The organism is Streptomyces sp. Z423-1 (genome assembly GCF_013009255.1).
Taxonomy (GTDB): domain Bacteria; phylum Actinomycetota; class Actinomycetes; order Streptomycetales; family Streptomycetaceae; genus Streptomyces; species Streptomyces gossypiisoli.
In genome coordinates this window covers 2,489,816-2,514,812 of record NZ_CP053109.1, presented here as the reverse complement: position 1 = coordinate 2,514,812, position 24,997 = coordinate 2,489,816, and the positions used below count along the sequence as shown (strand labels likewise).

The window sequence follows — 24,997 nt, the reverse complement described above, 5'->3', positions numbered from 1 at the left end:
GTCGACGCGCATGCGCGCTCAAAGTCCACTGTCATGGCTGGGGCGCAGACGCCTTGCCCTGACGGAGTCACAACGACGGCGGCGCCGGCACGGCCGCGCGGCGACCGTCCTTTTGCTGTCCACGACGCTGATGGTGACCAGCCTGGGCGCGGACGCATGGGCGGTCCCCGGCCCCGGCATGACCCGCGAGGAACCGATCGACCTGCCCGACCTGCCCAAGAGCACCTCGCTCGACGGCGACGAGGAGGCCGAGAAGAGCCTGACGACCGCGCCCGAGGTCCCTGTCGACCCGTACGCGCCGGTCGCCGTCACCCCATGGACGGAGAACACCGGCACCGCGACGCTGACCTCGGACGCCGAGCCCGGCACCACGGTCCCGGTCTCCAACGGCCTGCCCGTCGCGCTCGGCGTGCCCGCGGGCACCGACCCGGCCGCGATCGACGGTGAGTGGCAGGTCGACCTGGCCGCGCCGACCGCGTCCCAGGACGCCGGTGTCTCCGGCATGATCATGCAGGTCATCCCGCCGGCCGACGCCGACCCGGCCGCGCAGGTCGCGCTCGCCGTCGACACCACCGGCTTCGCCGACCTCTACGGCCCCCAGGCCGCCGACCGCTTCGGCCTCGTCCTGCTGCCCGAATGCGTCCTGACCAGCCCTGACAGCGGCGACTGCGCCGCCGACGGCGGTGTGACGACCATGTCGGGCAAGGCGGACGACGACAAGGCCGAGCGGCTGCGCAGCACCGTGGAGGTGGTGCCGGCGAAGGACGCGCCCACCAACGCCAAGGCTCCCAAGAACGCCCCCACCCGCAAGATCCTCTCCGGCTCCGTGCCGGTCGCCGACCTGCTGGGCGACGAAAACGCTTCGACGACGTCCGGCGCCTCGGTCCGCCCCGCCTCCTTCTCCCGGAGCGACGCCCTCCAGGCCGTCGACGCCTCCGGCCCGCAGGTCATCGGCGCCATGGACACCGGCGCCTCCGCCGCAGGTGACTTCACCGCGACTCCGCTGCTGTCGTCCGGAGCCTGGTCTGCCGGTGCATCCTCGGGCGCCTTCACCTACGCCTACCAGGTACAGGTCCCGGAGACCGCCGGCGGCCTGATGCCCAAGGTGGCGCTGAACTACTCCTCGCAGTCGGTCGACGGCCGCACCTCCGCCACCAACAACCAGGCCTCCTGGATCGGCGACGGCTGGGACTACAACCCGGGCTCCATCACCCGCACGTACGCCAACTGCCGCGAGGACTCGAAGAAGTCCGGGGCGAACAACGCCACGCACCGCACGGCGGACCTGTGCTGGGGCTCCAACAACGCCACCCTCTCGCTCGGCGGCATGACCACCGAGCTGGTGTGGGACGAGGACCAGGGCAAGTGGTTCACCGCCAACGGCGACGGCGCCAAGGTCGAGCGGATCAAGGACTCCACGACCGGCAACGGCGCCAAGGACGGCGAGTACTGGGTCGTCACCACCCGTGACGGCACCCGCTACCACTTCGGCAAGCACAAGCTGCCCGGCTGGACGTCCGGTCAGCCGGTCACCGACTCCGTGCTGACCGTGCCTGTCTACGGCAACCACGCGGGCGAGGACTGCTACAAGGCCGGTGACTGGCCCGGCTCGTGGTGCACCCAGGGCTGGCGCTGGAACCTCGACTACGTCGAGGACGTCCACGGCAACGCCATGTCCCTGTGGTGGAAGACCGAGCAGAACTACTACGCCCGCAACTTCAACTTCAAGGCGCCGGTCGTCTACGACCGCGGCGGCTACCTGTCCCACATCCACTACGGGCAGCGCAAGGACAACATCTTCACCGAGACGGCCCCGGCCCGCGTCTCCTTCAAGGTCGAGGAACGCTGCATCGCCGAGTCCGCCACGCTGACCTGCACGGACGCCAACTTCAAGGACAAGGACCCGGGCAAGTACCGCATCTGGTACGACACCCCGGCCGACCTGAACTGCGAAGCCGTCACCACGACCCAGACGCGGAAGTGCTGGAACGCCGGCCCGTCCTTCTGGACCCGCAAGCGGCTGACCGAGATCCAGACCTCGGCGCAGCGCCGTACCGACACCACCGCCCGCCAGGTGGTGGACCGGTACACCCTCAAGCAGAGCTTCCCGGTCCTGAAGACCGGCCCGAACACCGCCCTGTGGCTGGAATCGATCCAGCGCACGGGATTCGCCCGGCTCGGCTCCACCGACGACAGCGTCACCCTCAACGCGGTGCGCTTCGAGTCCAACGCGGAAGACATGCCCAACCGGGTCATGCGCCCCAACGACCCGCGCCCCGGCTTCTCCCGGCTGCGCATCGCGCGCGTCATCAACGAGTACGGCGGCGAGACCGTCGTCACCTACAAGCAGCCCGCCGGTGACTGCGCCACGGGCACGAACCTGCCCACCAAGGACGACACCGCGGGGCTGAAGTCCAACACCCGTCTGTGCTACCCGTCGTTCTGGCACCCCGACCCCGAGGTCCAGGACATCGACTGGTTCCACAAGTACGTCGTGGAGTCCATCGAGGAACTCCCCAACGTCGACGGCGCCTTCGCCACCAAGACCTCCTACGCGTACAAGAACGCCGGCTGGAAACTCGCCGAGGCGGAGTTCACCAAGAAGTCCAAGCGCACCTACTCGCAGTTCGCCGGGTTCGAGCAGACCACGGTGATCACGGGCCCGGACCAGGACGAGCCGTCCATCGGCAGCAAGAGGTCCAAGTCCGTCACCCGCTACTTCCGCGGCATGGGCGCCACCGTGCCGGTGACGGACATCACCGGCACCGAGATCGCCAAGGACCTGGAGCCGTTCGCCGGCCGTATCGCCGAAGAGCTCACCTACACCAGCGCGTCCGACGCCGACACCGACTGGCTGTCCCGCAGCGTCACCGTCCCGGCCGCCACCGAGCTGGCCAAGCGCGACCGCGACGACGGTCTGAGCCCGCTGCGCGCCTGGCGTGTCACGGAGCCCGAGGAGATCGCGTACACCAAGTCCTCCGGCACCGGTGACGACACCCGCACCCAGCGGATCGTCAAGAGCAGCACGACGTACGAGCCGACGCACGGCCTGCCCGTCCAGGTGGAGTCGCTCGGCGACACCGGCAAGAGCGGCGACGAGTCCTGCACCAAGCTGGACTACGTCCACCACACCGGCAAGAACCTCATCGGCCTGTCCAAGCAGGCCCTGGTCTCGCCGACCACCTGCGCGAACGCCGACTTCACCGACCTGACGACGCTCAGCGGCGCCGCCCGCACCGCGTACGACGGCCAGGACTACGGCACCGCGCTCGCCGCCACCACGCGCGGCCTGGCCACCGAGACCTGGTCGCTGAACGGCGCCGGAACCGGCTTCCAGACCAACGGCACCAGCGAGTTCGACGCGATCGGCCGCGTGGTCAGGCAGACCGACCCGGACGGCAAGTCCGGCACGATCGCCTACACCCCGTCCTCCGGTCAGGTCTTCGAGGTCACCGAGACCAACGCCCTCGGCCACACCCAGAAGCAGGAACTGGAGCCGGGCCGCTCGACCACCCTGAGGACGACCGATGCCAACGGCCATGTGAGCGAGGCGAAGTACGACCCGCTGGGCCGCCTCGTCGAGGCGTGGGCGCCGGGCCGCACCCCGTCGAGCTCGGCCGTGCCGGACTTCCGGGCCGTCTACACGATCCCGGCGTACGACCCGGCGAACCCGGACCGCAAGCCGCCGTACATCACCACCTACGCACGCGGCCACGAGGACCGCGTCGAGACCTCCGTCACCCTCTACGACGGCCTCGGCCGCGAACGGCAGACACAGGAGGAGGCCGACGGCGGCGGCCACCTGATCACCGACACGCTGTACAACAGCTCCGGCGAGGTCTGGCAGACCAACAACGCCTACCTCACCCACGAGGCCAAGCCGGGCGAGCTGTTCACCCCGCTCGCCGACACGGCCGTCCCCAACATCACCCGCTACAGCTACGACGGCCTCGGCCGCGTCGTGGCGGAGACGCCCGTCCTCAAGGTCGTCGACCCGGTGACGAAGGAAGCCACCTCGCAGCCGGTCCCGGCGAAGGCCACCCGGTACGAGTACGGCGAGGACTGGTCGAAGGTGATCCACCCGGACGGAGCCTCCTCCTACCGGGTCTACACCGACGCGCTCGGCCGCACGGTCCGCACGGACACGTTCAACTCGGCGGCCACCGCCGGCTTCACGTCGATGCGGTATACGTACGACGCGCACGGCCGGCTCACGAAGGCGGTCAACTCCGCCGACACGGCGCACCCGTGGACGTGGGCGTACGACCACCGCGGCCGGCAGACCACCGCCACGGACCCGAACACGGGCACCACACGGACCACGTACGACCACCGTGACCGTCCGCTGACCACGACCAACGCCCGCGGGGTGACCGTCTGGAACGGCTACGACGTCCTGTCGCGGCCCGCCCAGCAGCGCCTGGACAACGCCACCGGCAGCCTGCTGGCCGAGTTCACCTACGACACCGTCACCGGCGGCAAGGGCATGCCCGCCACCGCCACCCGCTACACCGACGGCCAGCCGTACACCCAGCGGGTCAACGGCTACACCAAGGACTACCAGCCGACCTCGACCACCCAGACCCTGCCGTCGCCCGTGGCGACCGCGTGGGGCCTGCAGACGTCGTACACGTACGACTACACGTACAACGACCAGGGCATGCTGAAGGAGGCTTCCCTCCCGGCGGTCGGCCGGTTCGCCGCCGAGAAGCTGGTCGTCCGCTACAACAAGTACGGCAAGCCGCTCTCCATCTCCGGCAAGGACTGGTACGGCGCGGAGACGGTCTACGACTCCTACGGCCAGGTCCTGCGCTCGACCCTGGGCGCGCAGCCGTACCGGGTGTGGACGCAGGCGTCGTACGACGAGTCGACCGGTGAGCTGACCGAGCAGTCGGTCTACCGCGAGCAGACCGGGGACAAGTCCGTGGTCGGCGGGCACCTCGTCTCGCAGCGGTCGTACACCTACGACCCGGCGGGCAACGTCACCTCGGTCCGGGAGCACTCGACCGGCATCGAGGAGCGCCAGTGCTTCGCCTATGACCCGCTGGGCCAGCTGAAGACGGCCTGGACCGCCAAGGACCAGACCGCGTGCACGGGCCCGAAGAACAGCGACGGCACGCTCAATGTGGCAGTCGGCCCGGACAAGTCCGGCTACTGGCAGGAGTACGAGTACGACCTGCTCGGCAACCGCACGAAGCTGACCGAGAAGGACCTCACCGGCGATACCGCCAAGGACGCCACGACCACCTACGCCTACGGCAAGGCGGACGGCACCCAGCCGGGCACGCTGACGAAGGTGACGAAGAAGTACGTCACTCCGCAGGGCGCGCAGGTCACCGCGGAGGCGGAGCGCCTGTACGAGCTGACGGGCGAGACCAAGTCCGTCACCTCCGTCGAGAACGGCGACAAGCAGGAGCTGTCCTGGACCTACGACGGCAAGGTCGACCGGATCAGCGGTCAGGGCGCGGGCGGCAAGACGCCGTATGTGGGTCTGGCGGACAAGTGCCTGGACCTGAAGTCGGGTCTGGCCACCGCCGGGCAGCCCATCCAGCTGTACTCCTGCAATGCCTCGGTGGCGCAGAACTGGCGCTTCACTCCGGTGGCGAATCAGTCGGACCCCGACCGGGGCACGCTGAACGTCTACGACACCTGGTGTGTGCAGCCGACCGCGAACACCGCCGGGTCGGCCGTCCAGCTGCAGAAGTGCGACGGCTCGTCCGCCCAGGAGCTGAAGCGGACCGCGTCCGGTCAGTTCACCCACATCGCCTCGGGCCTGTGCCTGGCGGTCAAGGACGCCAACTCGGCGAACGCGACCCCGATCGTGCTGGCCGCCTGTGACGGCACCAAGGCCGAGCAGCAGTGGGCGGCGCAGAACGACACCCGGCACATCTACGGGCCCGACGGCTCGCGCCTGCTGACGATCAAGGGCAAGCAGGCCACCCTGTACCTGGGCGAGGCCGAGGTCACCGTCCAGTCGGGCGGCGTCCTGGTCAACACCCAGCGCACCTACGCGGCCCCGGGCGGCGCGGTCATGCGCTACGCCTACGGCAACGGCACCGAGCAGCTCGTCGCCCTGGCCGGCGACCACCAGGGCAGCACCTACGCCGAGGTGGCGCTCAACAGTTCGAACTCGGTCCGTATCCGCAAGCAGGACCCGTTCGGCAACCAGCGTGGCGCGGACACGGTCGGCGGCAACCTCCAGACCCACACCGGGTTCCTGGGCGCGACCCGGGACGACGCCTCCGGCTACGTGCCACTGGGTGCCCGTCTGTACGACCCGGTGGTGGGACGGTTCCTGTCCGCGGACCCGGTGCTCGACCTGAACGACCCGCTGCAGTCCAACGGGTACGCCTACGCCCACAACAACCCGGTCACGCACTCGGACCCGACGGGTCTGGCCATCACACTGACCGCGTCCGAGCGAGCGGCGGCCCTGGCAGGTGCGGGCCTGAGCGCGGCGCAGGTCGCGCAGGCGCAGGCCACCATGGGCAAGTCGTTGACGTCGGTGATCCTCGGCGCGGCCTGGAGCGTTCTGAGCGACTTCATCGGTCTCACCGACGCCATGGCCTGCTTCGGCGGTGACATGTGGTCCTGCGGCAGCCTGATCATCGGGGCGATCCCGTGGACCAAGCTGGGCAAGATCCCGTCCGTCCTGAAGGCGGTCAACCGCACGATCGACGCGATCCAGGCCTTCCGTGCGGCGAAGCGGGCGGCCCAGGCCGTCCTGAAGGCCGCGAAGGCGGCCGAGGCGGCGGCGCTGCGGGCGAAGAAGGCGGCGATCGAGAAGGCCAAGAAGGAGGCCGCGCAGAGAGCGAAGAAGAAAGCCGCCGAGCAAGCGAAGAGAACCGCGGACAAGGCGGTCGCCCAGACGAAGAAGACCGGCAACCCGGTCCAGAAACAGGCCCAGGCCAAGGCGGCCCCGAAGGTCTCGACCAGTAAGGGCTCCTCAGGCGGGGGCGGCGGCAAGGGCGGCGGCTCCAAGCCGGGCGGCGACTCCGGCGGCTCCTCCCGCAACAAGGGCGGATCCAGCGGGAGCGGCGGGTCCGGGAAGGCCGACGGCGGAGGCGGCGGTTCCTGCCCGATCAACAACAGCTTCACCCCCGGCACCAAGGTGCTGATGGCTGACGGCTCCACCAAGCCGATCGAGAAGGTCAAGGCCGGCGACAAGGTCGTCGCGACCGACCCGAAGACCGGCGAGCGGCGCATCGAGACGGTCACGGCCGAGATCAAGGGCGAGGGCCTGAAGCACCTGGTCAAGGTCACGATCGACACCGACGGCAAGAAGGGCACGAAGACGGCGGAGGTCACCGCGACCGACGGCCACCCCTTCTGGGTCCCCGAGCTCGACGAGTGGATCGACGCGACCGACCTCCGATCGGGTCAGTGGCTGCAGACCAGCGCGGGCACCTACGTCCAGGTCACCGCGATCCAGCGCTGGACGAGCTCCGGGACAACCGTCCACAACATCACCGTCGGCGACACCCACACGTACTACGTGCTGGCGGGGGCTACCTCGATCCTCGTTCACAACTGCAGCTCAGGTGTGAACTCTGCTGGTGAAGCGTGTGCTTGTGGAGGTGGCCCTCAGGCTTATTCGGTCGCCTTCGAGATGACGCTGGATGCGGCCGATTTCGGTCGATCCCGCAGCACGCATTTCAGGCGGGCGAATGAGGCGCTTGATGCGGCGCTCCAGTCGGACGCTGGCTTCGCTCAATCGATGGAACAGTTGATTCCTGGGATCGGGAGTGCGGTTTCCTCGCGGGGAGGTAGGAGAACCCCGGCCGGGTGGACTTGGCAACATGAGCCAGCCTCCAATGCTGGCGGGCGACAGGGTGTAATGCGCCTCGTGCCGCGCTCTCAGCATGACCCCGGGTCGCTATGGCAGCATCTACTGCACCCCGGCGGGGCCGGTGGCTACGCGGAGTGGGCGGTTCCGAACGGCGCCCCACGTAACAGGAGGTGAGCGGACAGTGTCGATTACATTCACGCATCGCGACGGGGGCATGGAGGACGGTACCGAGGCCGATCTCGCGGCCCTCATCGCCGAGCTCGACGGGCCTGTCGATGAGGAGCATCCAGACGTGGCGGTCACGGACGATGATTCCTCCTGGACTATTTCAGCGTTTCAAAGTGGAGCTCTGGTACTTGAGAATCTTGATGACAGGGACGTGCAGCCTTGCCATATTCGAGATGTCTCGCGTGCAGAAATGATTCGGGTGATGGCCATGTTGGTTCGCGGTGATCTGGCTGCCATTCAACAGCTGGATTGGCATCCCGGCTACAGCTGAACCGGCGGGGTTAAGGCTCATTCGGAGGCCCTCAGCGGAGTGCGTTTGTCCTGCTTTCCGCGTGGGGTGACGGCAGTAGTTGACGGCAACGGCGGCGAACACAAGGGGTGTTCGCCGCCGCTGCCGTGCGTGCGTCAGGAGTGGTCGAGGGCGGTACCCAGTGCCGTCAGGGCCTCTCTCTGGAGGTGGAGTCGGACGAGGGCGTAGACAGTGGCGGTAACGCCGATGTGGGCGGGGTCGAGAAGTTCCTTGATCACGACGAGTTCGACTCCCTGCTCCAGGAGCAGGGCGGTGGAATGCCACCTGATGTCGAACGGTCGTGCCAGGCGGCCGCCGAGTCACTCCTTGAGGGCTGGGCCGAGGACCCGCTGTTCACGATGAGACGGGTACGCCGGGGTACCGACGTGTGGGTTGATGCGGCGTTCGGAGCGTCGGTGGGCCCGGTCGTCGCACTCGGCTATCAGCAGCTCGGCAAGAAAAACCCCCGGTAGGTCATCTGCTCGGTGGCTGCCGCAGCGGACCTGACCCCACGCAGATGAGCAGCCAGAACAACCTGAGGGGTGAAGTGATGTTCAGCGCGCCTGATCGGATCTTCAAGGTCTGGTCCTATTCAGTCACGCATGGTAACACTGGGTCGCCGCTGGCTCCGGCGCTCCACATGCGGTCAGATCCTCCAGGACCGCAGCTGCTCGGCGACGGCGTAAACGCTCAGACGTGTGTCCCGAATCTTCCGGACCAGCTCGGACAGGGCGCCATAGGGAGGATCGATGCCCTCACCGGACTGATCCATGTACTGGGCCGCGACGAACGCGGCAAAAAGGCTGTTCCGGTGCGGCAGTGGCTCAAGACGCACGATCGTGTGCAGGAGCGCTGCCGCACGCCATGCAGTATCGGGATCGGACGCTTCAAGGGTCGGCATCCGGGTCTTGTGCCGCGCCACGGCCGCCACCAGCGCGGAGTAGTCGGACACCGTCACGTCCTCGTGTTCGAGCGCAGCGTCCTGGACGTCCAGCAGCCAGGAGACATCAATGTGCAGGGCCATCAGGCGGCCGTGGCCCCGTTGCCGCTCCGGGAGGGCGGGACTTCCTCGGGGAACGCCTCGTCGAACTCGCCGCGCAGCTTGTCCGCCCACGCGGCGGCGCCGGCGACGAACCGCTTGCGGTGCATCTCGCGCACGCCGAGGTCGTGAAGGTACTGCTTCAGGCTCTTGCCCTCTGCGGCGGCGGCCGCGCGGACACCTTCCATTTCCTCATCAGAGAAGGACACGTTCAGTGATGGCATGCCGTGATGGTACCTAGTTGGTACCCCCGCACGCCAGGCGGCTCCGTCCATCGTGACCGATGCGGGCTGAGGCCCACGCGGCCGGCCTGGCAAGCTCGATCACGTTCGGGAGCAGCCAGGGCGAGGGGCTTGACACAGATCCGGCCGGAGCCCAGGCAGGCCGCTCCCCAACTACCGTTGCTCCACATGACAGTCACCGAGGTGGACATCTCAGAGGACATGATCCGGGATCTGCTGTGTGAGCAGCACCCCGACCTGGCGGATCTCCCCCTGAAGCTCGGAGCGCTCGGCTGGGACAATCAAGTGTGGCGGCTCGGCGACGACCTCGCCGTCCGGTTGCCCTGGGCGACGCAGTCCGCGGACGCGCTGCTGCGCAAGGAACACGCCTGGCTGCCTCTCCTCGCCCCGCACCTTCCTCTCCAGATCCCCGTCCCGCAGCGTCTTGGTGAGCCCTCCGAACGGTTTCCGCGTCCCTGGCTCGTCACCACCTGGGTACCGGGCGAGCCTGCCGACCGCGCCCCCGCTACGCGCGCCGAGGATGCGGCCGTCACCCTGGCCGCCTTCCTGACCGCTCTCCACCGCCCCGCCCCCGACGGGGCACCCGCAGGCCGAGACCGCGGTGGCCCGCTGGCCGACACCGCCGAACGCTTCACCCAAGGGCTCGCCTCGGCCACCGAACTGGGGCTGATTCGCGACCCGGACGCCGTCCGCGCGGTCTGGGAAGACGCCGCCGCCGCGCCGGACTGGGCAGGCCCGCGTCTCTGGCTCCACGGCGACCTGCATCCAGCCAACATCCTGACCACGGACGGCACCTTCTCCGGCGTGATCGACTTCGGCGACCTCTTCGCCGGCGACCCGGCCTGCGACCTCGCCGCCGCCTGGATCCTGCTGCCCGACGGCGCCGTCGACCGCTTCCACGAGGCCTACCAGCCAAGCCCGGACGCCGCGACCTTGCGCCGCGCCCGCGGTTGGGCGGTGCTGCGCGCCCTCGCCGGCATCCACATCGGATACGCCGGCCTCCACGGCCGTCCCGGAGGCAAGCCCACCTGGGGTCCGCCCGCCCACGCCGCACTGCGACGCCTCACCGCAGCGGTCCGCCAGTGACGGGGGTGGTTGGACGTAGGTCCGCGTGGGTGCGACTGCGGGAGTCGCGGTCGTGGCGTCAGCGATGGGCGCGGCGCCGGTGCTGCCGGACTCCGTCGTCACGCGTCCGACGGTCAGGCTCCGGGTCACATGAGGCGGGGCAAGGCAGTGCCTCTGGTTGTGACACGCCTCCGAACGCTGACCAGCGAATAGAGAGGGTTCGAAGAGTCGAAACGACGTCTTATACGAGCCGACCGAGGAATGTGCGCCAGGTGTCGGGGGAGACGGTGAGGACGGGGCCGCCGGGGACTTTGGAGTCGCGGATGTGGATGGCGGTGGGGTGGGTGGCGACTTCGAGGCAGTTGCCGCCTTCGCTGCCGCTGTAGCTGGACTTGAACCATGCCAGGTCGTGCGAGCGCTTGGGCTGCTGTGCTGCGGTTGTCATGACTCTCCTAGCAGTCCGTTCAAGAGGCGCACGCTCTCGTCGGGAGAGAGGGCCTGTGACCGCAGCATTCCATACTTGTGGTGATAGTCGCTGACCTCGTCAGGATCGTCGACGAGGAAGCTGGCGCGCTGCACTTCGAGGTAGACCAAGCGCTCGTGTTCCGGTGTCTCCAGCAGCACCATGGGCCCGTCGAGACCGGCGTGCGGCGTTCGGTCCATGGGCATGATCTGCACGCTCATGTGGACGGGCTCGGTGTACTCCAGGATTTGCCGGATCTGTTCACGCATCACCTCAGGGCCGCCGACCTGGCGCCGCAGGATGCTCTCCTCCAGCACGAAGTGGCCCACGGGCGGCCGATCGCGCTGCCAGACCAACTGCCGTTCCATACGCGCGTTCACCCACTGCTCGGCCGTCTCACTCCCGATCGCCGGATACCTGGAGTCGAAGCGGCCCGACAGCAGTCCCGGGTCTGGAGAAGCCCAGGAACGACCTGAGCCTCGTACGAGAGGAGGCTGACCGCCTCCTGTTCGTGATCGACCAGCCCCTGCGCGAACTGCACAATCCGCTCCCGCACCGGCAGTTTCGCCACCAGCACGCTCAACACCCCACCAGTCCCCAGAAGTTCATCGAACTGCGCCGCCCGGTCCGGCTGCAGGGCGAGCCGCCCCTGCTCGATGGACCCCACCGTGTCCACATGAATGTTCGCCATCTCGGCGAACTGCTCCTGTGTGAGCCCCGCTTGCTTCCGGAAGTGGGTCGTGTCCCTTGACGTGGTGTAGGCGATCAATCGTCGGTCGTGTTGGTGGTGTTGGGGAGTGCGGGGGCGCTTTCGCCGGCTTCGGTGGGGTAGATCTGGTCCATGCTGCCTTCGGGTAGGTAGCGGCGGGGGAAGGCGATCCACTCGTCGTGCATCTCGAAGAGCACGGCGGTGACCAGTCGGAGGAGAGCGTCGTCGTTGGGGAAGACCTGGACGACATCGACGCGGCGTTTGATCTCGCGGTTGATCCGCTCCAGCGGGTTCGTGGACTGAATCTTCTTCCAGTGCCGTTCCGGGAAGGCCGCGAAGGCGGTGAGGTCGTCCTGGCGTCCAGGAGCATCTGCTTGACCTGGGAAACTGTGCGCCCAGCATGTCGGCGACCGTGTCGAGCTGGTTGCGGACGGCGTCCTGGTCGGGCTGGGCGAAGATGGTGCGGATCGTCGCGGCGACCATTTCCGCGGCGTCCTTGGGGATCACGCCGAAGACATTGCGCAGGAAATGAACCCGGCAGCGCTGGTAGGCCGCGCCGATCATGACCTTGCGGATCGCCTTGACCAGGCCCGAGTGGTGATCGCCCAGTACGAGTCGGACACCGCCCAGACCGCGTTCGCGCAGGTGACGCAGGAACTGGGTCCAGAACACCTCGGTCTCGCTGTCGCCGACCATCACCCCAGCACCTCGCGGCCGCCGTCCTCGGTGATGCCGGTGGCGATCACCACGGCCCGCGAGACGATCTGGTGCGCGACCCGTGCCTTGCAGTAGGTCGCATCGAGGTAGACGTAGGGGAAGCGGGTGTGGTCCAGGGGCCGGCCGCGGAACGCGGTCAGCTGGGTGTCCAGGTCCGCGCAGATCCGTGAGACCTCGCTCTTGGAGATCCCGCTGTCCGCACCCAGCGCCTTGACCAGGTCGTCGACCGAACGGGTGGACACTCCGTGCACGTACGCCTCCATGATGACGGCGAACAGAGCCTGGTCGATGCGGCGGCGACGCTCCAGCAGGCTCGGGAAGAAGCTGCCCGAGCGCAGCTTGGGTATGGCCAGGTCCAGGTCACCGGCCTGCGTAGTCAGCGTCTTGTCGCGGTGCCCGTTGCGCAGCGCGGTGCGTGTCTCGGTGTGCTCGTTCCACTCCGCACCGATCCTCGACGTCGCCTCGGCCTCGATCAGCTCCTGCAGCATCCGCTCGGCCACGAAACGGACGAGTTCGAGTCCGTCCGCCGAACGCAGTGACTCCAGCAGCCGAAGTAAGTCATGCTGGGACAGGGCCATCATGCACCTCCTGGTTGAACTGGCCGTTTACCAGGGAGAGTTGCATGGTGGCCCGCCTGCCGGGCAGGGAGCGGAATCCCTATCGACACACGCCCCGGGGCGTACGCCCCAACGTTGATCGGCTACACCACGAAGCGGGACGCCATCCGGAAGTGGGCGAGCACCGCGCCAACCGCCTGCCAGGAACCGACCTTCTTGGGCTTCTTCGCCGTGTGCATGCGTGGACCTTTCCCCCGTACGCAGCAGAACTCCTCGTAGTGAACTCGTAGCAATCAGAACTACGACGTCACTCACTGATGCACGACAGTGACTCGCTGTGACAGTGGCCGCATGAACGCACAATCCCAACACCCCCGTACCCGCGAGGCGTTCTACCGCCGGGACCGCAGATCGGTGCGTCTGGCACGCGAGTTCACCGGCGAGGCGCTCACCGAGTGGGGCGTGACCGAACGCGGCGACGACGTGCTGCTCTGCGTCAGCGAACTTGCCACCAACGCGCTACTGCACGGCGTACCGCCAGGCCGCGGCTTCCTCGTCCGGCTCACCCTGTATCCCGACGGCGTGCTGCGCGTCGACGTCCACGACAGCGGCTCCGGCGAAGTCCGCACCCCCGACTCGTCCCCGGACGCGGAACCGGAACACGGCCGAGGCCTGCTCCTCGTCACCGCCCTCGCGGACAAGTGGGGGGTGGGGGAGCGGGACCCTGGCAAGATCGTGTGGTGCGAGTTCGCGGTGCAACGGTGATCCGGTCAGCAGACGGGTTACCGGCGGGCGCTTCGCTCGTTAGGGAAACGTACTTCCGGGAAATGAACTTCCCTAAACCGTCGCTGGAGCCGCCATGCCCCGTCGCAACCTGCCCAAGCCCCCTGACATGTTCGACCGTGACTGGGAGTGGAGCGAGCTGACCGCCTTCGCGGCCGACGAGGGGCCCGAGGCGGCCATGGCCGTCGTCTCCGGGCGGCGGCGGCAGGGGAAGTCCTTCCTGCTCGACTCGCTCGCCCGGGCCACCGGGGGCTTCTACTTCTGTGCGTACGAGGCCACGGAAGCGGAGTCGCTGCGGCGCTTCGGAGAGGAGCTCGCGCAGTACAGCGGCAGCATCGCCCCCATGCGATTCGACCGCTGGGAGCAGGCGGTCGACGCGCTGCTCGCCTTGGGCAAGGAGCGCCCCGTCCCCGTCGTCATCGATGAGTTCCCGTATCTGGCCAGGGCCACGCCCTCACTGCCCTCCGTCCTGCAAGTCGCTTACGGACCCAGGCGCCCGGAAAGGCTGAGCTCGCGCACCCGCCTGTTGCTCTGCGGAAGCTCCCTCTCCTTCATGGGCAAGCTGCTCAGCGGCACCTCGCCCCTGCGTGGCCGCGCCGGGCTGGAACTCGTCGTGCAGCCGCTGGACTTCCGTCAGGCCGCCGCCTTCTGGGGCATCGAGGATCCGCGCCTCGCGCTCCTCGTGCACAGCGTTGTGGGCGGTACGCCGGCCTACCGCAGGGAGTTCGTGCGCGACGACACCCCCGCCGACCTGGACGACTTCGACGCCTGGGTGTGCCGTACGGCCCTCTCGCCGCGCTCACCGCTCTACCGCGAGGCCCGCTACCTCCTCGCCGACGAGTCGGACCTGCGTGACCGCGCCCTCTACCACTCCGTGCTCGCCGCGCTGGCGTCGGGCAACGCCACGGCGGGACGCATCGCCGGTTGCCTGGAGCGTCCCGTCAGCGACATCACCCACCCCCTCACCGTCCTTCAGGACTGTGGACTGGTCCGCAGAGAGGTGGATGCCTTCCGCAAGAACCGGAGCGTCTACCGCGTCGGTGAGCCCCTCATCGCCTTCGACCACGCCATCTCCCGGCCGAAGCTCGCCCTCCTGGACCGGGGAATGGCGGAACACGTCTGGGAAAGCTCGCGGTCCCGCTTCCTCTCCGCCGTCGTGGGGCCGCACTTCGAGCAGATCTGCCGCGAGTGGGTGGCCCACTTCGCCGCTCCGGAGACCTTCGGTGGCATGCCGATCGATGTGTCGTACGGCACTGTTCCGGATCAGGCCGGGCGCACCAGCCATGAGATCGACGTGGTGGTGCGAGGGGCGGTGGGGCAGGACAACGGGGTGCTGTTGTCGCTGGGCGAGGCCAAGTGGGACCAGGTGATGGGCATCGGCCACCTGGACCGGCTGCGGCATGCGGCGGCGCTGCTCGCCCGGCGCGGGGTCGACACATCGGCCGTGAGGCCGGCCTGCTACAGCGGGGCGGGATTCACGCAGGAGTTGCGTGCTGCCGGGGAGCGGGGGGAAGTGGTGCTCGTGGACCTGGCGCGCCTCTACGAGGGCGATTGACGCCCGTCGTAGCGGCGCGCCGGCGGTGGCCATGACGAAGCTGACCGAGGCGGAACCTTACGCGTTCTTGATCGCCGAGACGTCGAAGACGAGCTTGATCTTGTCGGAGATCAGGAAGCCGCCCGTCTCCAGCGCCGCGTTCCAGGTCAGGCCCCACTCGGAGCGCCGGATCTCGGCCTTGCCCTCGAAGCCGACCCGGTCGTTGCCGAAGGGGTCCTTCGCGGCGCCGTTGAACTCCAGGTCGATGGTGATCGGCTTGGTGACACCGAGGATCGACAGGTCGCCGGTGATGCGGTAGTCGTCGCCGCCGAGCGCCTCCGCCTTCGTGGAGCGGAACGTCATCGTCGGGAACTGCTCCGTCGTGAAGAAGTCCGCGCTCTTCAGGTGGGCGTCCCGGTCGTCGTTGCCCGTGCTGATGCTGTCCATCTTCACGTCGATGGAGGCCGTGGACTTGGACGGGTCCGAGCCGTCCAGGTGCAGCGAGCCGGCGAAGTCGAGGAACTTGCCCTTGACGTTCGTCACCATGGCGTGCCGGGCGACGAAGCCGATCGAGGTGTGCGCGGGGTCGAGGGTGTAGTCGCCGGTCAGGGCGGCCAGCTGCGGGTTGCTGCTCATGACGTGCTCCTTGGGGACGGTGCTGCGGGATCGCCAGCGTGCTGTTGAATGTTCAACGATGCCAACGGGTTCGACCGTAGACCTATTCCGTTCAATTTTCAACATCATGGGTGTGGTGTCGCGATTGGATCATTCGCCGGGGTGGTAACCAGTGATCGTGTCCTCGGTCGCGGTCCTGGTCGAGCTGCTGCGCAGCAGCACGTCAGGCGGTCACGTCAAATGCTGGGAACGGTTCGCGGAGAGCGCCGCCCGGCTGCCCAGCGGTCCGGACGGTCCCGGACTGGACCTCACCGTGTACTTCCTCGGCGAGCGCGAGAGGGTCGAGGAGCTGGCCCCGCACGTACGGCTCGTCATGCTCCGCCCCGTGCTCAGCACCGCCGCGCTGATCTCCGCCGACGGTGCCGAGGACGCCTCCGACCTCACCCCGTATCACCCGCGCCTCGCCGCCCTGCTGCCCCGTCACGACGTCTGGCACCTCACCCACACCTTCGCCTACGCCGCCACCGCCACCCGCCTCGCCCGCAGGGCCGCACCGGCACCCCGTCTGGTGGCCTCCGTCCACACCGACGTCCCCGCCCTCGCCGCCGTCTACAGCCGCTACCTGGCCGAGCGCCGGCTCCCCGGCGCCCACGGCTGGGCGGGTGACTTCCTCGCGAACCGGGTCGAGCGCAGGCTGCGCAGACGGCGGGACCGGCTGCTGAGCGGCTGCGAACGCGTCCTCGTCCCCACCCCGGCCGGACGCGCCGAGCTCGCCCGCACCCTGGGTCCCGACCGTGTCCTGCCGCTTCGTCGCGGCATCGATCATCAGCTCTTCCGCACGGACGCCACCGCCCGGGCCCGCCTCGCTGCGGAGTACGGCGTCCCCACCGACCGGCCCCTCGTCCTGTTCGTCGGCCGGCTCGACGCCACCAAGGGGCTGCCGCTGCTGGCCGAGAGCGTGCGGTTGCTGCGCGGGCGGGGGAGCGGTGTGCATCTGGTGCTCGCGGGTTCCGGTGCGGAGGAGGCGGCGGTACGGCGGTCCTTGGGGGCGGACGTCACCTGCCTCGGGCCGCTCACCCAGGAACGGCTCGCCGCCGTGTACGCGGGCTGCGACATCTTCGCCTTCCCTTCCCGCAGCGAGACCTGCGGCAACGTCGTCGCCGAGGCGATGGCGAGCGGGCTGGCGGTGGTGCTGCCCGAGGGCGCGCGCACCACGCACTGGCTCGGCGCCCCGGGGCAGGACGGGATCGTCGTACGCCATGACGATCCTCGCCACTGGGCGGACGCCCTGGGCGCGCTCGTCGATCAGCCGCACGTCCTGGACGCCGTCCGCAGGCGGGCCGCGGCCACGGCGAGGGGCACCCACCCCTCGTGGGACCGGGTGCTGGAGGAGGACCTGCTGCCGGTGTGGACGCGGGCCGTTCCGGCCGTTCGGGTGGCGTGAGGGCGACGCCGGGGCGGCCTCGGTGAGCCGCCGGGGGCCGCCTCGGTCAAGGGCGCCCAGCACCTCGTACGAACGCACCACCGCGCCGCCCGTGCATGGCCGCCACCACCGGCGACGAGTCCAGGCTCACGATCCCGGCCGCCACCAGGGCCAGCCCGGTCACCGTGACGGCACTGACCGGCCACCCCGTGCGGATCATCTCGCCGAAGACCGTCATGCCCACAGTCACGGCGACCACCGGTTCCGTCGCGTCGATGACCGTCAGGCTCGCGGCCAGCGGACCCTGCTGGAACGCGCTCTGGATGAGCAGCAGGCCGCCCAGGCTGGCGGCGACGAGGGCGTAGGTCTGCCAGGCGGAGAGGGCGGAGCCGAGACCGTGCCGGAGGCGTTCCACGGTGGCGGCGAGCAGGACGGACTGCATGCCCATCACGGCGCCGGCCGCCAGCGCGGTGGCCGAGGCCCGCCAGGGGCCGGAGAGCAGTCGTCCGGTCGTGAGGGCGACGCAGACCAGGGCCGCCGTGGCGCCCAGGATCAGCAGCCAGGACCGCACGCCCGTCTCCGGGTGGCCGCCGTGCGGGCGGGCGGAGACGAGCGCGAGGGCGAGACCGGCGGCCACCGCGAAGGTGCCGAACCACTCCCGGCGGCCGAGGCGCAGCCGGTGCAGGCGCGCGGAGAGCGGTACGGCGAAGACGAGTTCGGTGACGATCAGCGGCTGGACCAGACTGAGCGGGCCGAAGGCGAGGGCCAGGGACTGGAAGCCGTACGCGAGCACCGCCAGCCCGATGCCCGACAGCCACAGCCGGTCCCGTACGAGATGGCGCAGCAGCCTCGGCCTCAGCGCCTCGTCGTCCGGGCGCGCGCCCGCCGCCCACTGCTGGAGCACGCCCGCGACGGCGAAACAGACGCCTGCGGCGAGCGAGGCGAGGACGGCGACCGGCATCGCGGCTAATCGGCGGCGTCCCGACCCGGCGCACCCTGTGTCGCCCCGCGCGTGTGGACGTACAGCTGACGGCGGTCGGCGACGTCGAGGTGCTGGGGGAGGGGGAGTTCGTAGCGGACGGGCCTGCCGTGGTCGGCGATCTGGCGGCGCGGGTTGTACACCTTGTGGAACTTCCAGAGCATGCGGGCGAAGTTCGTCTGCCCGTGCAGCAGGTTGCGGCCGAGGACGCGGGCCGCGCCGAACGCCGTGCGCAGGCCCAGGTGCTTGCGGTTGATGACGGCCTGCGTGCGCACCAGCTCCTCGTAGAAGCGCTCCAGCGGCAGCTTGGTGGGGACCACGGCGTGCTGGATGTCGAAGAGGCGGTAGTCGCGGGTGGTCAGGCGGCGCGACTCGGTGTGCCAGATCTCCGTGCCGGGGTACGGCGTCATCACCGTGAAGTGCACGATCTCCGGTACGGCCAGCGCGAACTCCCGGACGACCCGGAAGCGTTCCTCGTCCCACGCCGGATCGACGATCAGGTTGATCGCGACCTGGATGCCCAGCTTGCGGGCCGTCTGCAGGGCGCGCAGGTTCTCGTCGGGGCTGATCCGCTTGCGGAACAGGTCCAGGCCCTCGGCGTCGATGGCCTCCATGCCGAGGAACATGTAGCGCAGGCCCAGACGGGACCAGCGCTCGAACACCTCGGGGTGGCGCAGGAGTACGTCGCTGCGGGTCTCCAGGTAGTAGCGCTTGCGGATGCCGCGGCGCTCCACCTCGGCGGCGATGGCGTCGCCGTGCTCCGGCCGGATGAAGGCGACGTCGTCGACGATGAAGACGTTCGGCTCGCGGATGCTCGCCAGGTCGGCGGCCGCGGCCTCGGGGGAGGCCTTGCGGTAGCTGCGGCCGTAGAACGTCCACGCCGAGCAGAACGAGCAGTCCCAGGGGCAGCCCCGGGTGAACTCGATGGAGGCGCAGGGGTCGAGTTCGCCGATGAAGTAGCGGCGGCGGTGGCGCATCAGGTCGCGGGCCGGGAGGGGGGCGTCGATGCCGTGCAGCATCAGCGGCGCGGGCCCGCGTCCTTCGGCGGTGACGATGCCGGGTACGTCCGCCAGGTCGCCGCCGTCCCGGACCGCCGCGAGCAGCGGCGCCACCGCCGGCTCGCCCTCGCCGCGGACCACCGCGTCCACCGCGCCGTCCGCCTGCCGGATCACGTCCTCGGCGACGAAGGAGACGCTGTGGCCGCCGAAGAACACGAAACAGCCCGGTACGGTCCGCTTCACCGCGGCGGCCAGCTCGATCGCCTCCGGGATGTTGGCGAGGTAGTTCAGGGAGACGCCGAGGGCCTCCGGGCGGAACGACCGCACCTCCCTGCGCAGCTGCTCCCGGCTCATCACCTGGAGGTCCACCACGCGCACCTCGTGACCGGCGTCTCGGGCCGCGCCCGCCACCCGTTCCAGGCCCAGGGGTTCGAGCCGCAGGAAGATCTCGGAGTACATCAGGGCGCTGGGGTGGACGAGCAGCAATCGCACGGGGACCTCGTCACGGGAGCGGATGGATTCGGAACGGAGGGTTCCGGACTTCCCTTCGTGTCTTCGTATCTTCGTATCCCGGTGAGCCCGTGCCGCGTACCGCCGATACGGCCGCCTGGGTGCACCGCGCGGTCCGCAAGGGTGGTCCGGGGGCCTCGGTTCGGTGGCAGAACTGGCGCCCGGGAGTGCGGAAGCGTGTGCTGGATACGTGCCCGGCACACCGGACCCACAGCGCAGGGAGACCGACTCGTGAACCACACCGGCCCCGGCTCCACGCACACCCCACAGACGGGGCCGACTCCGATGCCGCCTGCGCCCCCTCCGGGCTCGTTCCCCCCGCACGACCCACCGACGAATCCGCCCGCCACCGCCACAGCCACCGACCACACCCCGCCCCCCACCCCGCAGGAATACCCGACCCCCAGCCCCCCGCTCGCCAACCCCGCGTCCGCCGACCCGCGTGCGGAGCCCGCCTCCACCGACCCGCTTGTGAAGCCAACCCCCGCTGCGGCCAACCGCAACCCCGGTCCTCCCCTCCCTCCCGACCGTCCCGTAGCCCTGATCACCGGTGCCTCGTCCGGGATCGGTGCCGCCGTTGCCCGGCGGTTCGCGGCTGGTGGCTGGCAGGTGATCGTCAGTGGCAGGGACCGGCCGAGGCTGGCGGAGACGGCCGCCGGGGCGGCGGCCGCCGTCGTGCTGCCGGCCGATCTCGCCACCCCCGGCGGCCCCCGCCTGCTCGCCGAGTCCGCGCTGCGGGCCGGCGGGCGGATCGACGTGCTGGTCGCCGGGGCCGGGATCGGGTGGGCCGGGCACTTCGTGAGCATGCCGTCCGCCGCCATCGACCGGGTGCTCACCGTGGACCTCAACGCCACCCTCCACCTCGTCCGCGAGGTCCTGCCCGCCATGGTCGCGGCCGGCCGGGGCCGGGTGGTGCTCGTCGGGTCGGTCGCGGGCTGCGTGGGCGTACGGGAGGAGGCGGTCTACTCCGCCGCCAAGGCCGGCCTCGCCGCGTTCGCCGAGGCCCTGCGCCAGGAGCTGCGCGGCACCGGGGTGGGCGTCACCCTCGTCGTGCCCGGCCCCGTCGACACCCGCTTCTTCGCCCGCCGCGGCGCCCCCTACCGGCGCTCCCACCCACGCCCCACGACCCCGGACCGGGTCGCCGGCGCCGTCTGGGACGCGGTCCTGCGCGGCCGGGACGAGTCCTACGTACCGGGCTGGCTCGCCCTGCCGGGGCGGGCGAAGGGACTCGCGCCCGCGGTGTACCGACGCCTGCTGAATCGGTTCGGCTGAGCCCGCGATAGCCTCACGTGTCACTCAAGAGATGGCATGGGCGAGACATGAATCCTGCATGGCTGTCAGCTGACCATTTTGTGTGACCTCTACAACACCGAAGCCCTCTGAGCGTCGGAACGCCTGCATGCCGCCCCGGTTCTGTTCAGTGGCACCAGGAAAACGCGCCGGAGACTGTACGGAGTCGACGGCCCGCTTTCCTTGGTGTCCTTCGTAAGGTCGCTACATGACCGTTTTGGATGAGGCGCCGGGTGAGTCCACGAGCGAGCCGACGGACGCGCGCGGACGAGTGGCCGAACTGCACGAGATCCGCGCCCAGGCGGTGGCCGGCCCCAGCGAGCGGGCGACCGAGGCGCAGCACGCCAAGGGCAAGCTGACCGCCCGCGAGCGGCTCGAACTGCTCCTCGACCCGGGCTCCTTCCGCGAGGTCGAGCAGTTGCGCCGGCACCGGGCGACCGGCTTCGGCCTGGAGACCAGGAAGCCGTACACCGACGGTGTGATCACCGGCTGGGGCACGGTGGAGGGCCGTACGGTCTTCGTCTACGCCCACGACTTCCGCATCTTCGGCGGCGCCCTCGGCGAGGCCCACGCCACGAAGATCCACAAGATCATGGACATGGCCATCGCGGCCGGTGCCCCACTGGTGTCGCTCAACGACGGCGCCGGCGCCCGGATCCAGGAGGGCGTCAGCGCCCTGGCCGGCTACGGCGGCATCTTCCAGCGCAACACCAAGGCGTCCGGCGTCATCCCGCAGATCAGCGTGATGCTCGGCCCGTGCGCCGGCGGCGCGGCCTACAGCCCCGCCCTGACCGACTTCGTCTTCATGGTCCGCGAGACCTCGCAGATGTTCATCACCGGCCCGGACGTGGTCAAGGCGGTGACCGGCGAGGAGATCACCCAGAACGGCCTCGGCGGCGCCGACGTGCACGCCGAGACCTCCGGCGTCTGCCACTTCGCGTACGACGACGAGGAGACCTGCATCGCCGAGGTGCGCTACCTCCTCTCCCTGCTGCCGCAGAACAACCGCGAGAACCCGCCCCGGGTGGAGTGCTCCGACGCCGCCGACCGCCGCTCCGACGTCCTGCTGGACCTGGTCCCGGCGGACGGCAACCGGCCGTACGACATGGCGAAGGTCATCGAGGAGATCGTCGACGACGGCGAGTACCTGGAGGTCCACGAGCGCTGGGCGCGCAACATCATCTGCGCGCTGGCCCGGCTGGACGGCCAGGTGGTCGGCATCATCGCCAACCAGCCGCAGGTGCTGGCGGGCGTCCTGGACATCGAGGCGAGTGAAAAGGCCGCGCGCTTCGTCCAGATGTGCGACGCCTTCAACATCCCGATCATGACGTTCCTGGACGTCCCCGGCTTCCTTCCCGGCGTCGACCAGGAGCACGGCGGAATCATCCGCCACGGGGCCAAGCTGCTGTACGCGTACTGCAACGCCACCGTGCCGCGGATCTCCCTGATCCTGCGCAAGGCCTACGGCGGCGCCTACATCGTCATGGACAGCCAGTCCATCGGCGCGGACCTCACGTACGCCTGGCCGACGAACGAGATCGCCGTGATGGGCGCCGAGGGTGCCGCCAACGTCATCTTCCGCCGCCAGATCGCCGATGCCGAGGATCCCGAGGCCATGCGGCAGAAGATGGTCAAGGAGTACAAGTCCGAGCTCATGCACCCGTACTACGCGGCTGAGCGCGGCCTGGTGGACGACGTCATCGACCCGGCCGAGACCCGCGAGGTGCTCATCCGCTCCCTGGCGATGCTGCACACCAAGCACGCCGACCTGCCGTCGCGCAAGCACGGCAACCCCCCGCAGTAACCCAGCGGACTTTCCGCGGCACCCCCGCGGAAACCTCATCCACGGAGACTGACAGCCATGGACCACCCTGACATCCGCGTCGAGAAGGGCCACGCCGAGCCCGAGGAAGTCGCCGCCATCACGGCCCTCCTCCTGGCCCGCGCGGCCGCCCACACCGCCACGTCGACCCCGGCCCACCGAGCCCGCGCCAAGGCCGGCTGGCGCCGCCTGGAACGCGAGCCGGGGTTCCGAGCCCCGCACAGCTGGCGCTGACACAAAGACAAAAAGAAAAAAAGAAGGGCCCCTCTCCGAGAGAGGGGCCCTTCAACGTCCCTGGACCTACCGCAGGCGCGCCATCAGCGCGTGCTCCACCAACGTGATCAGCGTCGACTTGGCGTCCGCCCGATGACGGGCGTCCGTCGTGATGATCGGGGTGTCCGGGCCGATCTGCAGCGCCTCGCGGACCTCCTCCGGCGCGTACGGCTGGTTGCCGTCGAAGCCGTTGAGGGCGATGACGAACGGCAGGCCGCTGTTCTCGAAGTAGTCGACCGCGGGGAAGCAGTCGGCCAGGCGCCGGGTGTCCACGAGCACCACCGCGCCGATGGCGCCGCGCACCAAGTCGTCCCACATGAACCAGAAGCGGTCCTGGCCGGGCGTACCGAAGAGGTACAGGATCAGGTCCTGGTCCAGGGTGATACGACCGAAGTCCATGGCCACGGTCGTCGTGGTCTTGTCTCCGGTGTGGGTGAGGTCGTCGATGCCTGCCGAAGCAGACGTCATGACGGCCTCCGTGCGCAGCGGGTTGATCTCCGAGACGGCGCCGACGAACGTGGTCTTGCCCACGCCGAAGCCGCCCGCCACCACGATCTTCGCGGAGGTGGTGGAGCGGGAAGGACCGCCGCTAGAGCTTGCGAAGTCCACTGAGCACCCTTTCGAGCAGTGTCACGTCTGGCTGGCCGCCGGCGTTCTCGTCGCCGCCGGGCTGATGGATGGCGACCAGGCCCGCCTCCGCCAAGTCGGCGACGAGGATCCTGGCCACGCCGAGAGGGATCGTCAGCAGCGCCGAGATCTCGGCCACCGACTTGATCTCCCGGCAGAGGTTGCAGATCCGCTGATGCTCGGGCAGCTGACCCTGCATCTGGTGCGGAGCCGCGGTGGTGTGCACCAGCGCCTCGATGGCGAGCTGGTACCGCGGCCTGGTGCGGCCGCCCGTCATCGCGTACGGGCGCACCAGGGGGTTGTTCGACGCCCCGGCGGGCGCCGGCTCAGGGGTGCGGCGCTGCGGCTGCACGGGCTGGATGCGCGGCGCGTTCGGCTGGTCGTACGGCGAGGGCCCGGGACCCTGCGGTGCGTACGGCTGCCGGTGGCTCGGTGCGGAGGGGAAGTTGTACCGGTTCGGGGAACCGTCGTTCTGCCCCTGGCCAGGGCCGTACGACCAGTTGCCTGATGAACCGCTTGGGGGTGTTGCCACTTTCTCCTCCTCCGACTGTGCCGGGCACCCATCGCTGTGGAGCCGCGTCCCGAAACCTTACGGCCACGGGACGCGAAATCGCACCGTCTGTCTCTTAGTTGAGAAGGCTTCCTTGGAGCTCCGCACGAAGATCCGGAGTCAGGACCGTGCCCGCACGGTCGACCAGCAGCGCCATCTCGTACCCAATGAGGCCGATGTCCGCTTCGGGGTGCGCCAGAACCGCGAGTGACGACCCATCGGAAATGGACATGATGAAGAGGAATCCTCGCTCCATCTCCACAACCGTCTGGTTCACGCTGCCGCCCTCGAAGATGCGCGAGGCGCCGGCGGTCAGTGAGGTCAGACCGGAGGCGACGGCCGCGAGCTGGTCGGCGCGGTCGCGGGGGAAGCCTTCGGACATCGCCAGAAGGAGTCCGTCGGCGGAGACCACCACCGTGTGGGACACCCCGGGGGTGTTGTCCACGAAGTTGGTGATCAACCAGTTCAGGTTCTGTGCCGCCTGGCTCATCGGGC

18 protein-coding genes and 4 pseudogenes are annotated in these 24,997 nt (G+C 69.4%); 9 read left to right on the top strand and 13 right to left on the bottom strand.

Features of this window, described 5'->3' with window-relative positions:
- Positions 1 to 130 precede the first annotated feature (130 nt).
- Positions 131 to 7,963, top strand: coding sequence for a ricin-type beta-trefoil lectin domain protein (locus HJD23_RS11280; protein WP_240980685.1), 7,833 nt, complete (start codon positions 131 to 133; stop codon positions 7,961 to 7,963).
- Between the two features lie 7 nt (positions 7,964 to 7,970).
- Positions 7,971 to 8,288, top strand: a complete 318-nt coding sequence (locus HJD23_RS11275) for a hypothetical protein (protein WP_171108555.1) — start codon at positions 7,971 to 7,973, stop codon at positions 8,286 to 8,288.
- A 134-nt stretch (positions 8,289 to 8,422) separates the two neighbouring features.
- Here the strand turns inward: HJD23_RS11275 and HJD23_RS43700 are convergent.
- The 4 genes and pseudogenes from HJD23_RS43700 to HJD23_RS11260 form a co-directional block, all read right to left on the bottom strand.
- Positions 8,423 to 8,599: pseudogene (locus tag HJD23_RS43700) on the bottom strand (site-specific integrase); the annotation flags it as partial.
- Positions 8,600 to 8,701: 102 nt separating this feature from the next.
- Positions 8,702 to 8,799, bottom strand: a pseudogene (locus tag HJD23_RS43695) (AAA family ATPase); the annotation flags it as partial.
- Between the two features lie 153 nt (positions 8,800 to 8,952).
- Complete coding sequence (locus tag HJD23_RS11265; protein ID WP_171108559.1) at positions 8,953 to 9,330, bottom strand: toxin Doc; 378 nt, start codon at positions 9,328 to 9,330, stop codon at positions 8,953 to 8,955.
- Positions 9,330 to 9,569: a hypothetical protein gene (locus tag HJD23_RS11260; RefSeq protein WP_171108561.1), complete on the bottom strand. Its 240-nt coding sequence runs from the start codon at positions 9,567 to 9,569 to the stop codon at positions 9,330 to 9,332. The genes HJD23_RS11265 and HJD23_RS11260 overlap by 1 nt, the downstream gene beginning before the upstream one ends.
- Before the next feature lie 186 nt (positions 9,570 to 9,755).
- Between HJD23_RS11260 and HJD23_RS11255 the strand changes: the two genes are divergently transcribed.
- Positions 9,756 to 10,673, top strand: a complete 918-nt coding sequence (locus HJD23_RS11255; protein ID WP_171108563.1) for an aminoglycoside phosphotransferase family protein — start codon at positions 9,756 to 9,758, stop codon at positions 10,671 to 10,673.
- Positions 10,674 to 10,893: 220 nt separating this feature from the next.
- Here the strand turns inward: HJD23_RS11255 and HJD23_RS11250 are convergent, their stop codons facing one another.
- The 3 genes and pseudogenes from HJD23_RS11250 to HJD23_RS11240 all read right to left on the bottom strand — a co-directional run bounded on the left by HJD23_RS11250 (position 10,894) and on the right by HJD23_RS11240 (position 13,119).
- Positions 10,894 to 11,097 carry a DUF397 domain-containing protein gene (locus HJD23_RS11250; RefSeq protein ID WP_171108564.1) on the bottom strand — a complete coding sequence of 68 codons (204 nt, stop codon included), beginning with the start codon at positions 11,095 to 11,097 and terminating at the stop codon, positions 10,894 to 10,896.
- Positions 11,094 to 11,884, bottom strand: a pseudogene (locus HJD23_RS11245) (helix-turn-helix transcriptional regulator). The gene HJD23_RS11250 and the pseudogene HJD23_RS11245 overlap by 4 nt, the downstream one beginning before the upstream one ends.
- Positions 11,881 to 13,119: pseudogene (locus tag HJD23_RS11240) on the bottom strand (IS256 family transposase). The pseudogenes HJD23_RS11245 and HJD23_RS11240 overlap by 4 nt, the downstream one beginning before the upstream one ends.
- Positions 13,120 to 13,449: 330 nt before the next feature.
- On the opposite strand from HJD23_RS11240, the gene HJD23_RS11235 reads away from it, so the two are divergent.
- Positions 13,450 to 13,863, top strand: coding sequence for an ATP-binding protein (locus HJD23_RS11235; protein ID WP_171114387.1), 414 nt, complete (start codon positions 13,450 to 13,452; stop codon positions 13,861 to 13,863).
- Between the two features lie 94 nt (positions 13,864 to 13,957).
- Positions 13,958 to 15,436, top strand: coding sequence for an ATP-binding protein (locus tag HJD23_RS11230; RefSeq protein ID WP_232108103.1), 1,479 nt, complete (start codon positions 13,958 to 13,960; stop codon positions 15,434 to 15,436).
- Between the two features lie 57 nt (positions 15,437 to 15,493).
- Here the strand turns inward: HJD23_RS11230 and HJD23_RS11225 are convergent, their stop codons facing one another.
- Positions 15,494 to 16,051: a YceI family protein gene (locus HJD23_RS11225; protein ID WP_171114388.1), complete on the bottom strand. Its 558-nt coding sequence runs from the start codon at positions 16,049 to 16,051 to the stop codon at positions 15,494 to 15,496.
- 157 nt (positions 16,052 to 16,208) lie between these two features.
- On the opposite strand from HJD23_RS11225, the gene HJD23_RS11220 reads away from it, so the two are divergent.
- On the top strand, positions 16,209 to 17,474 hold the full coding sequence (locus tag HJD23_RS11220) for a glycosyltransferase (protein ID WP_171114389.1): 1,266 nt from the start codon (positions 16,209 to 16,211) through the stop codon (positions 17,472 to 17,474).
- A 46-nt stretch (positions 17,475 to 17,520) separates the two neighbouring features.
- On the opposite strand, the gene HJD23_RS11215 is transcribed toward HJD23_RS11220, so the two are convergent.
- Together HJD23_RS11215 and hpnR are read right to left on the bottom strand one after the other, a co-directional pair.
- Entirely contained in the window at positions 17,521 to 18,414 is an 894-nt protein-coding gene (locus HJD23_RS11215) for a DMT family transporter (RefSeq protein ID WP_171114390.1), read from the bottom strand.
- A 5-nt stretch (positions 18,415 to 18,419) separates the two neighbouring features.
- Positions 18,420 to 19,922: a hopanoid C-3 methylase HpnR gene (gene hpnR, locus HJD23_RS11210; RefSeq protein WP_171114391.1), complete on the bottom strand. Its 1,503-nt coding sequence runs from the start codon at positions 19,920 to 19,922 to the stop codon at positions 18,420 to 18,422.
- Positions 19,923 to 20,171: 249 nt separating this feature from the next.
- Between hpnR and HJD23_RS11205 the strand changes: the two genes are divergently transcribed.
- The 3 genes from HJD23_RS11205 to HJD23_RS11195 all read left to right on the top strand — a co-directional run bounded on the left by HJD23_RS11205 (position 20,172) and on the right by HJD23_RS11195 (position 23,286).
- Positions 20,172 to 21,212 carry an SDR family NAD(P)-dependent oxidoreductase gene (locus tag HJD23_RS11205; protein ID WP_240980684.1) on the top strand — a complete coding sequence of 347 codons (1,041 nt, stop codon included), beginning with the start codon at positions 20,172 to 20,174 and terminating at the stop codon, positions 21,210 to 21,212.
- 226 nt (positions 21,213 to 21,438) lie between these two features.
- Positions 21,439 to 23,034, top strand: a complete 1,596-nt coding sequence (locus tag HJD23_RS11200; protein WP_197973314.1) for an acyl-CoA carboxylase subunit beta — start codon at positions 21,439 to 21,441, stop codon at positions 23,032 to 23,034.
- Positions 23,035 to 23,091: 57 nt separating this feature from the next.
- Entirely contained in the window at positions 23,092 to 23,286 is a 195-nt protein-coding gene (locus HJD23_RS11195) for an acyl-CoA carboxylase epsilon subunit (protein ID WP_171114392.1), read from the top strand.
- Between the two features lie 66 nt (positions 23,287 to 23,352).
- Here the strand turns inward: HJD23_RS11195 and HJD23_RS11190 are convergent, their stop codons facing one another.
- The 3 genes from HJD23_RS11190 to HJD23_RS11180 all read right to left on the bottom strand — a co-directional run bounded on the left by HJD23_RS11190 (position 23,353) and on the right by HJD23_RS11180 (position 24,992).
- The gene (locus tag HJD23_RS11190; RefSeq protein ID WP_171114393.1) at positions 23,353 to 23,934 is read right to left on the bottom strand and encodes an ATP/GTP-binding protein; all 582 of its coding nucleotides are present in this window, start codon (positions 23,932 to 23,934) and stop codon (positions 23,353 to 23,355) included.
- Positions 23,915 to 24,484, bottom strand: a complete 570-nt coding sequence (locus HJD23_RS11185) for a DUF742 domain-containing protein (protein WP_141311560.1) — start codon at positions 24,482 to 24,484, stop codon at positions 23,915 to 23,917. The genes HJD23_RS11190 and HJD23_RS11185 overlap by 20 nt, the downstream gene beginning before the upstream one ends.
- A gap of 94 nt (positions 24,485 to 24,578) precedes the next feature.
- A complete protein-coding gene (locus HJD23_RS11180) occupies positions 24,579 to 24,992 on the bottom strand; it encodes a roadblock/LC7 domain-containing protein (protein WP_004983065.1) in 414 nt (137 codons plus the stop codon).
- Positions 24,993 to 24,997 lie beyond the last annotated feature (5 nt).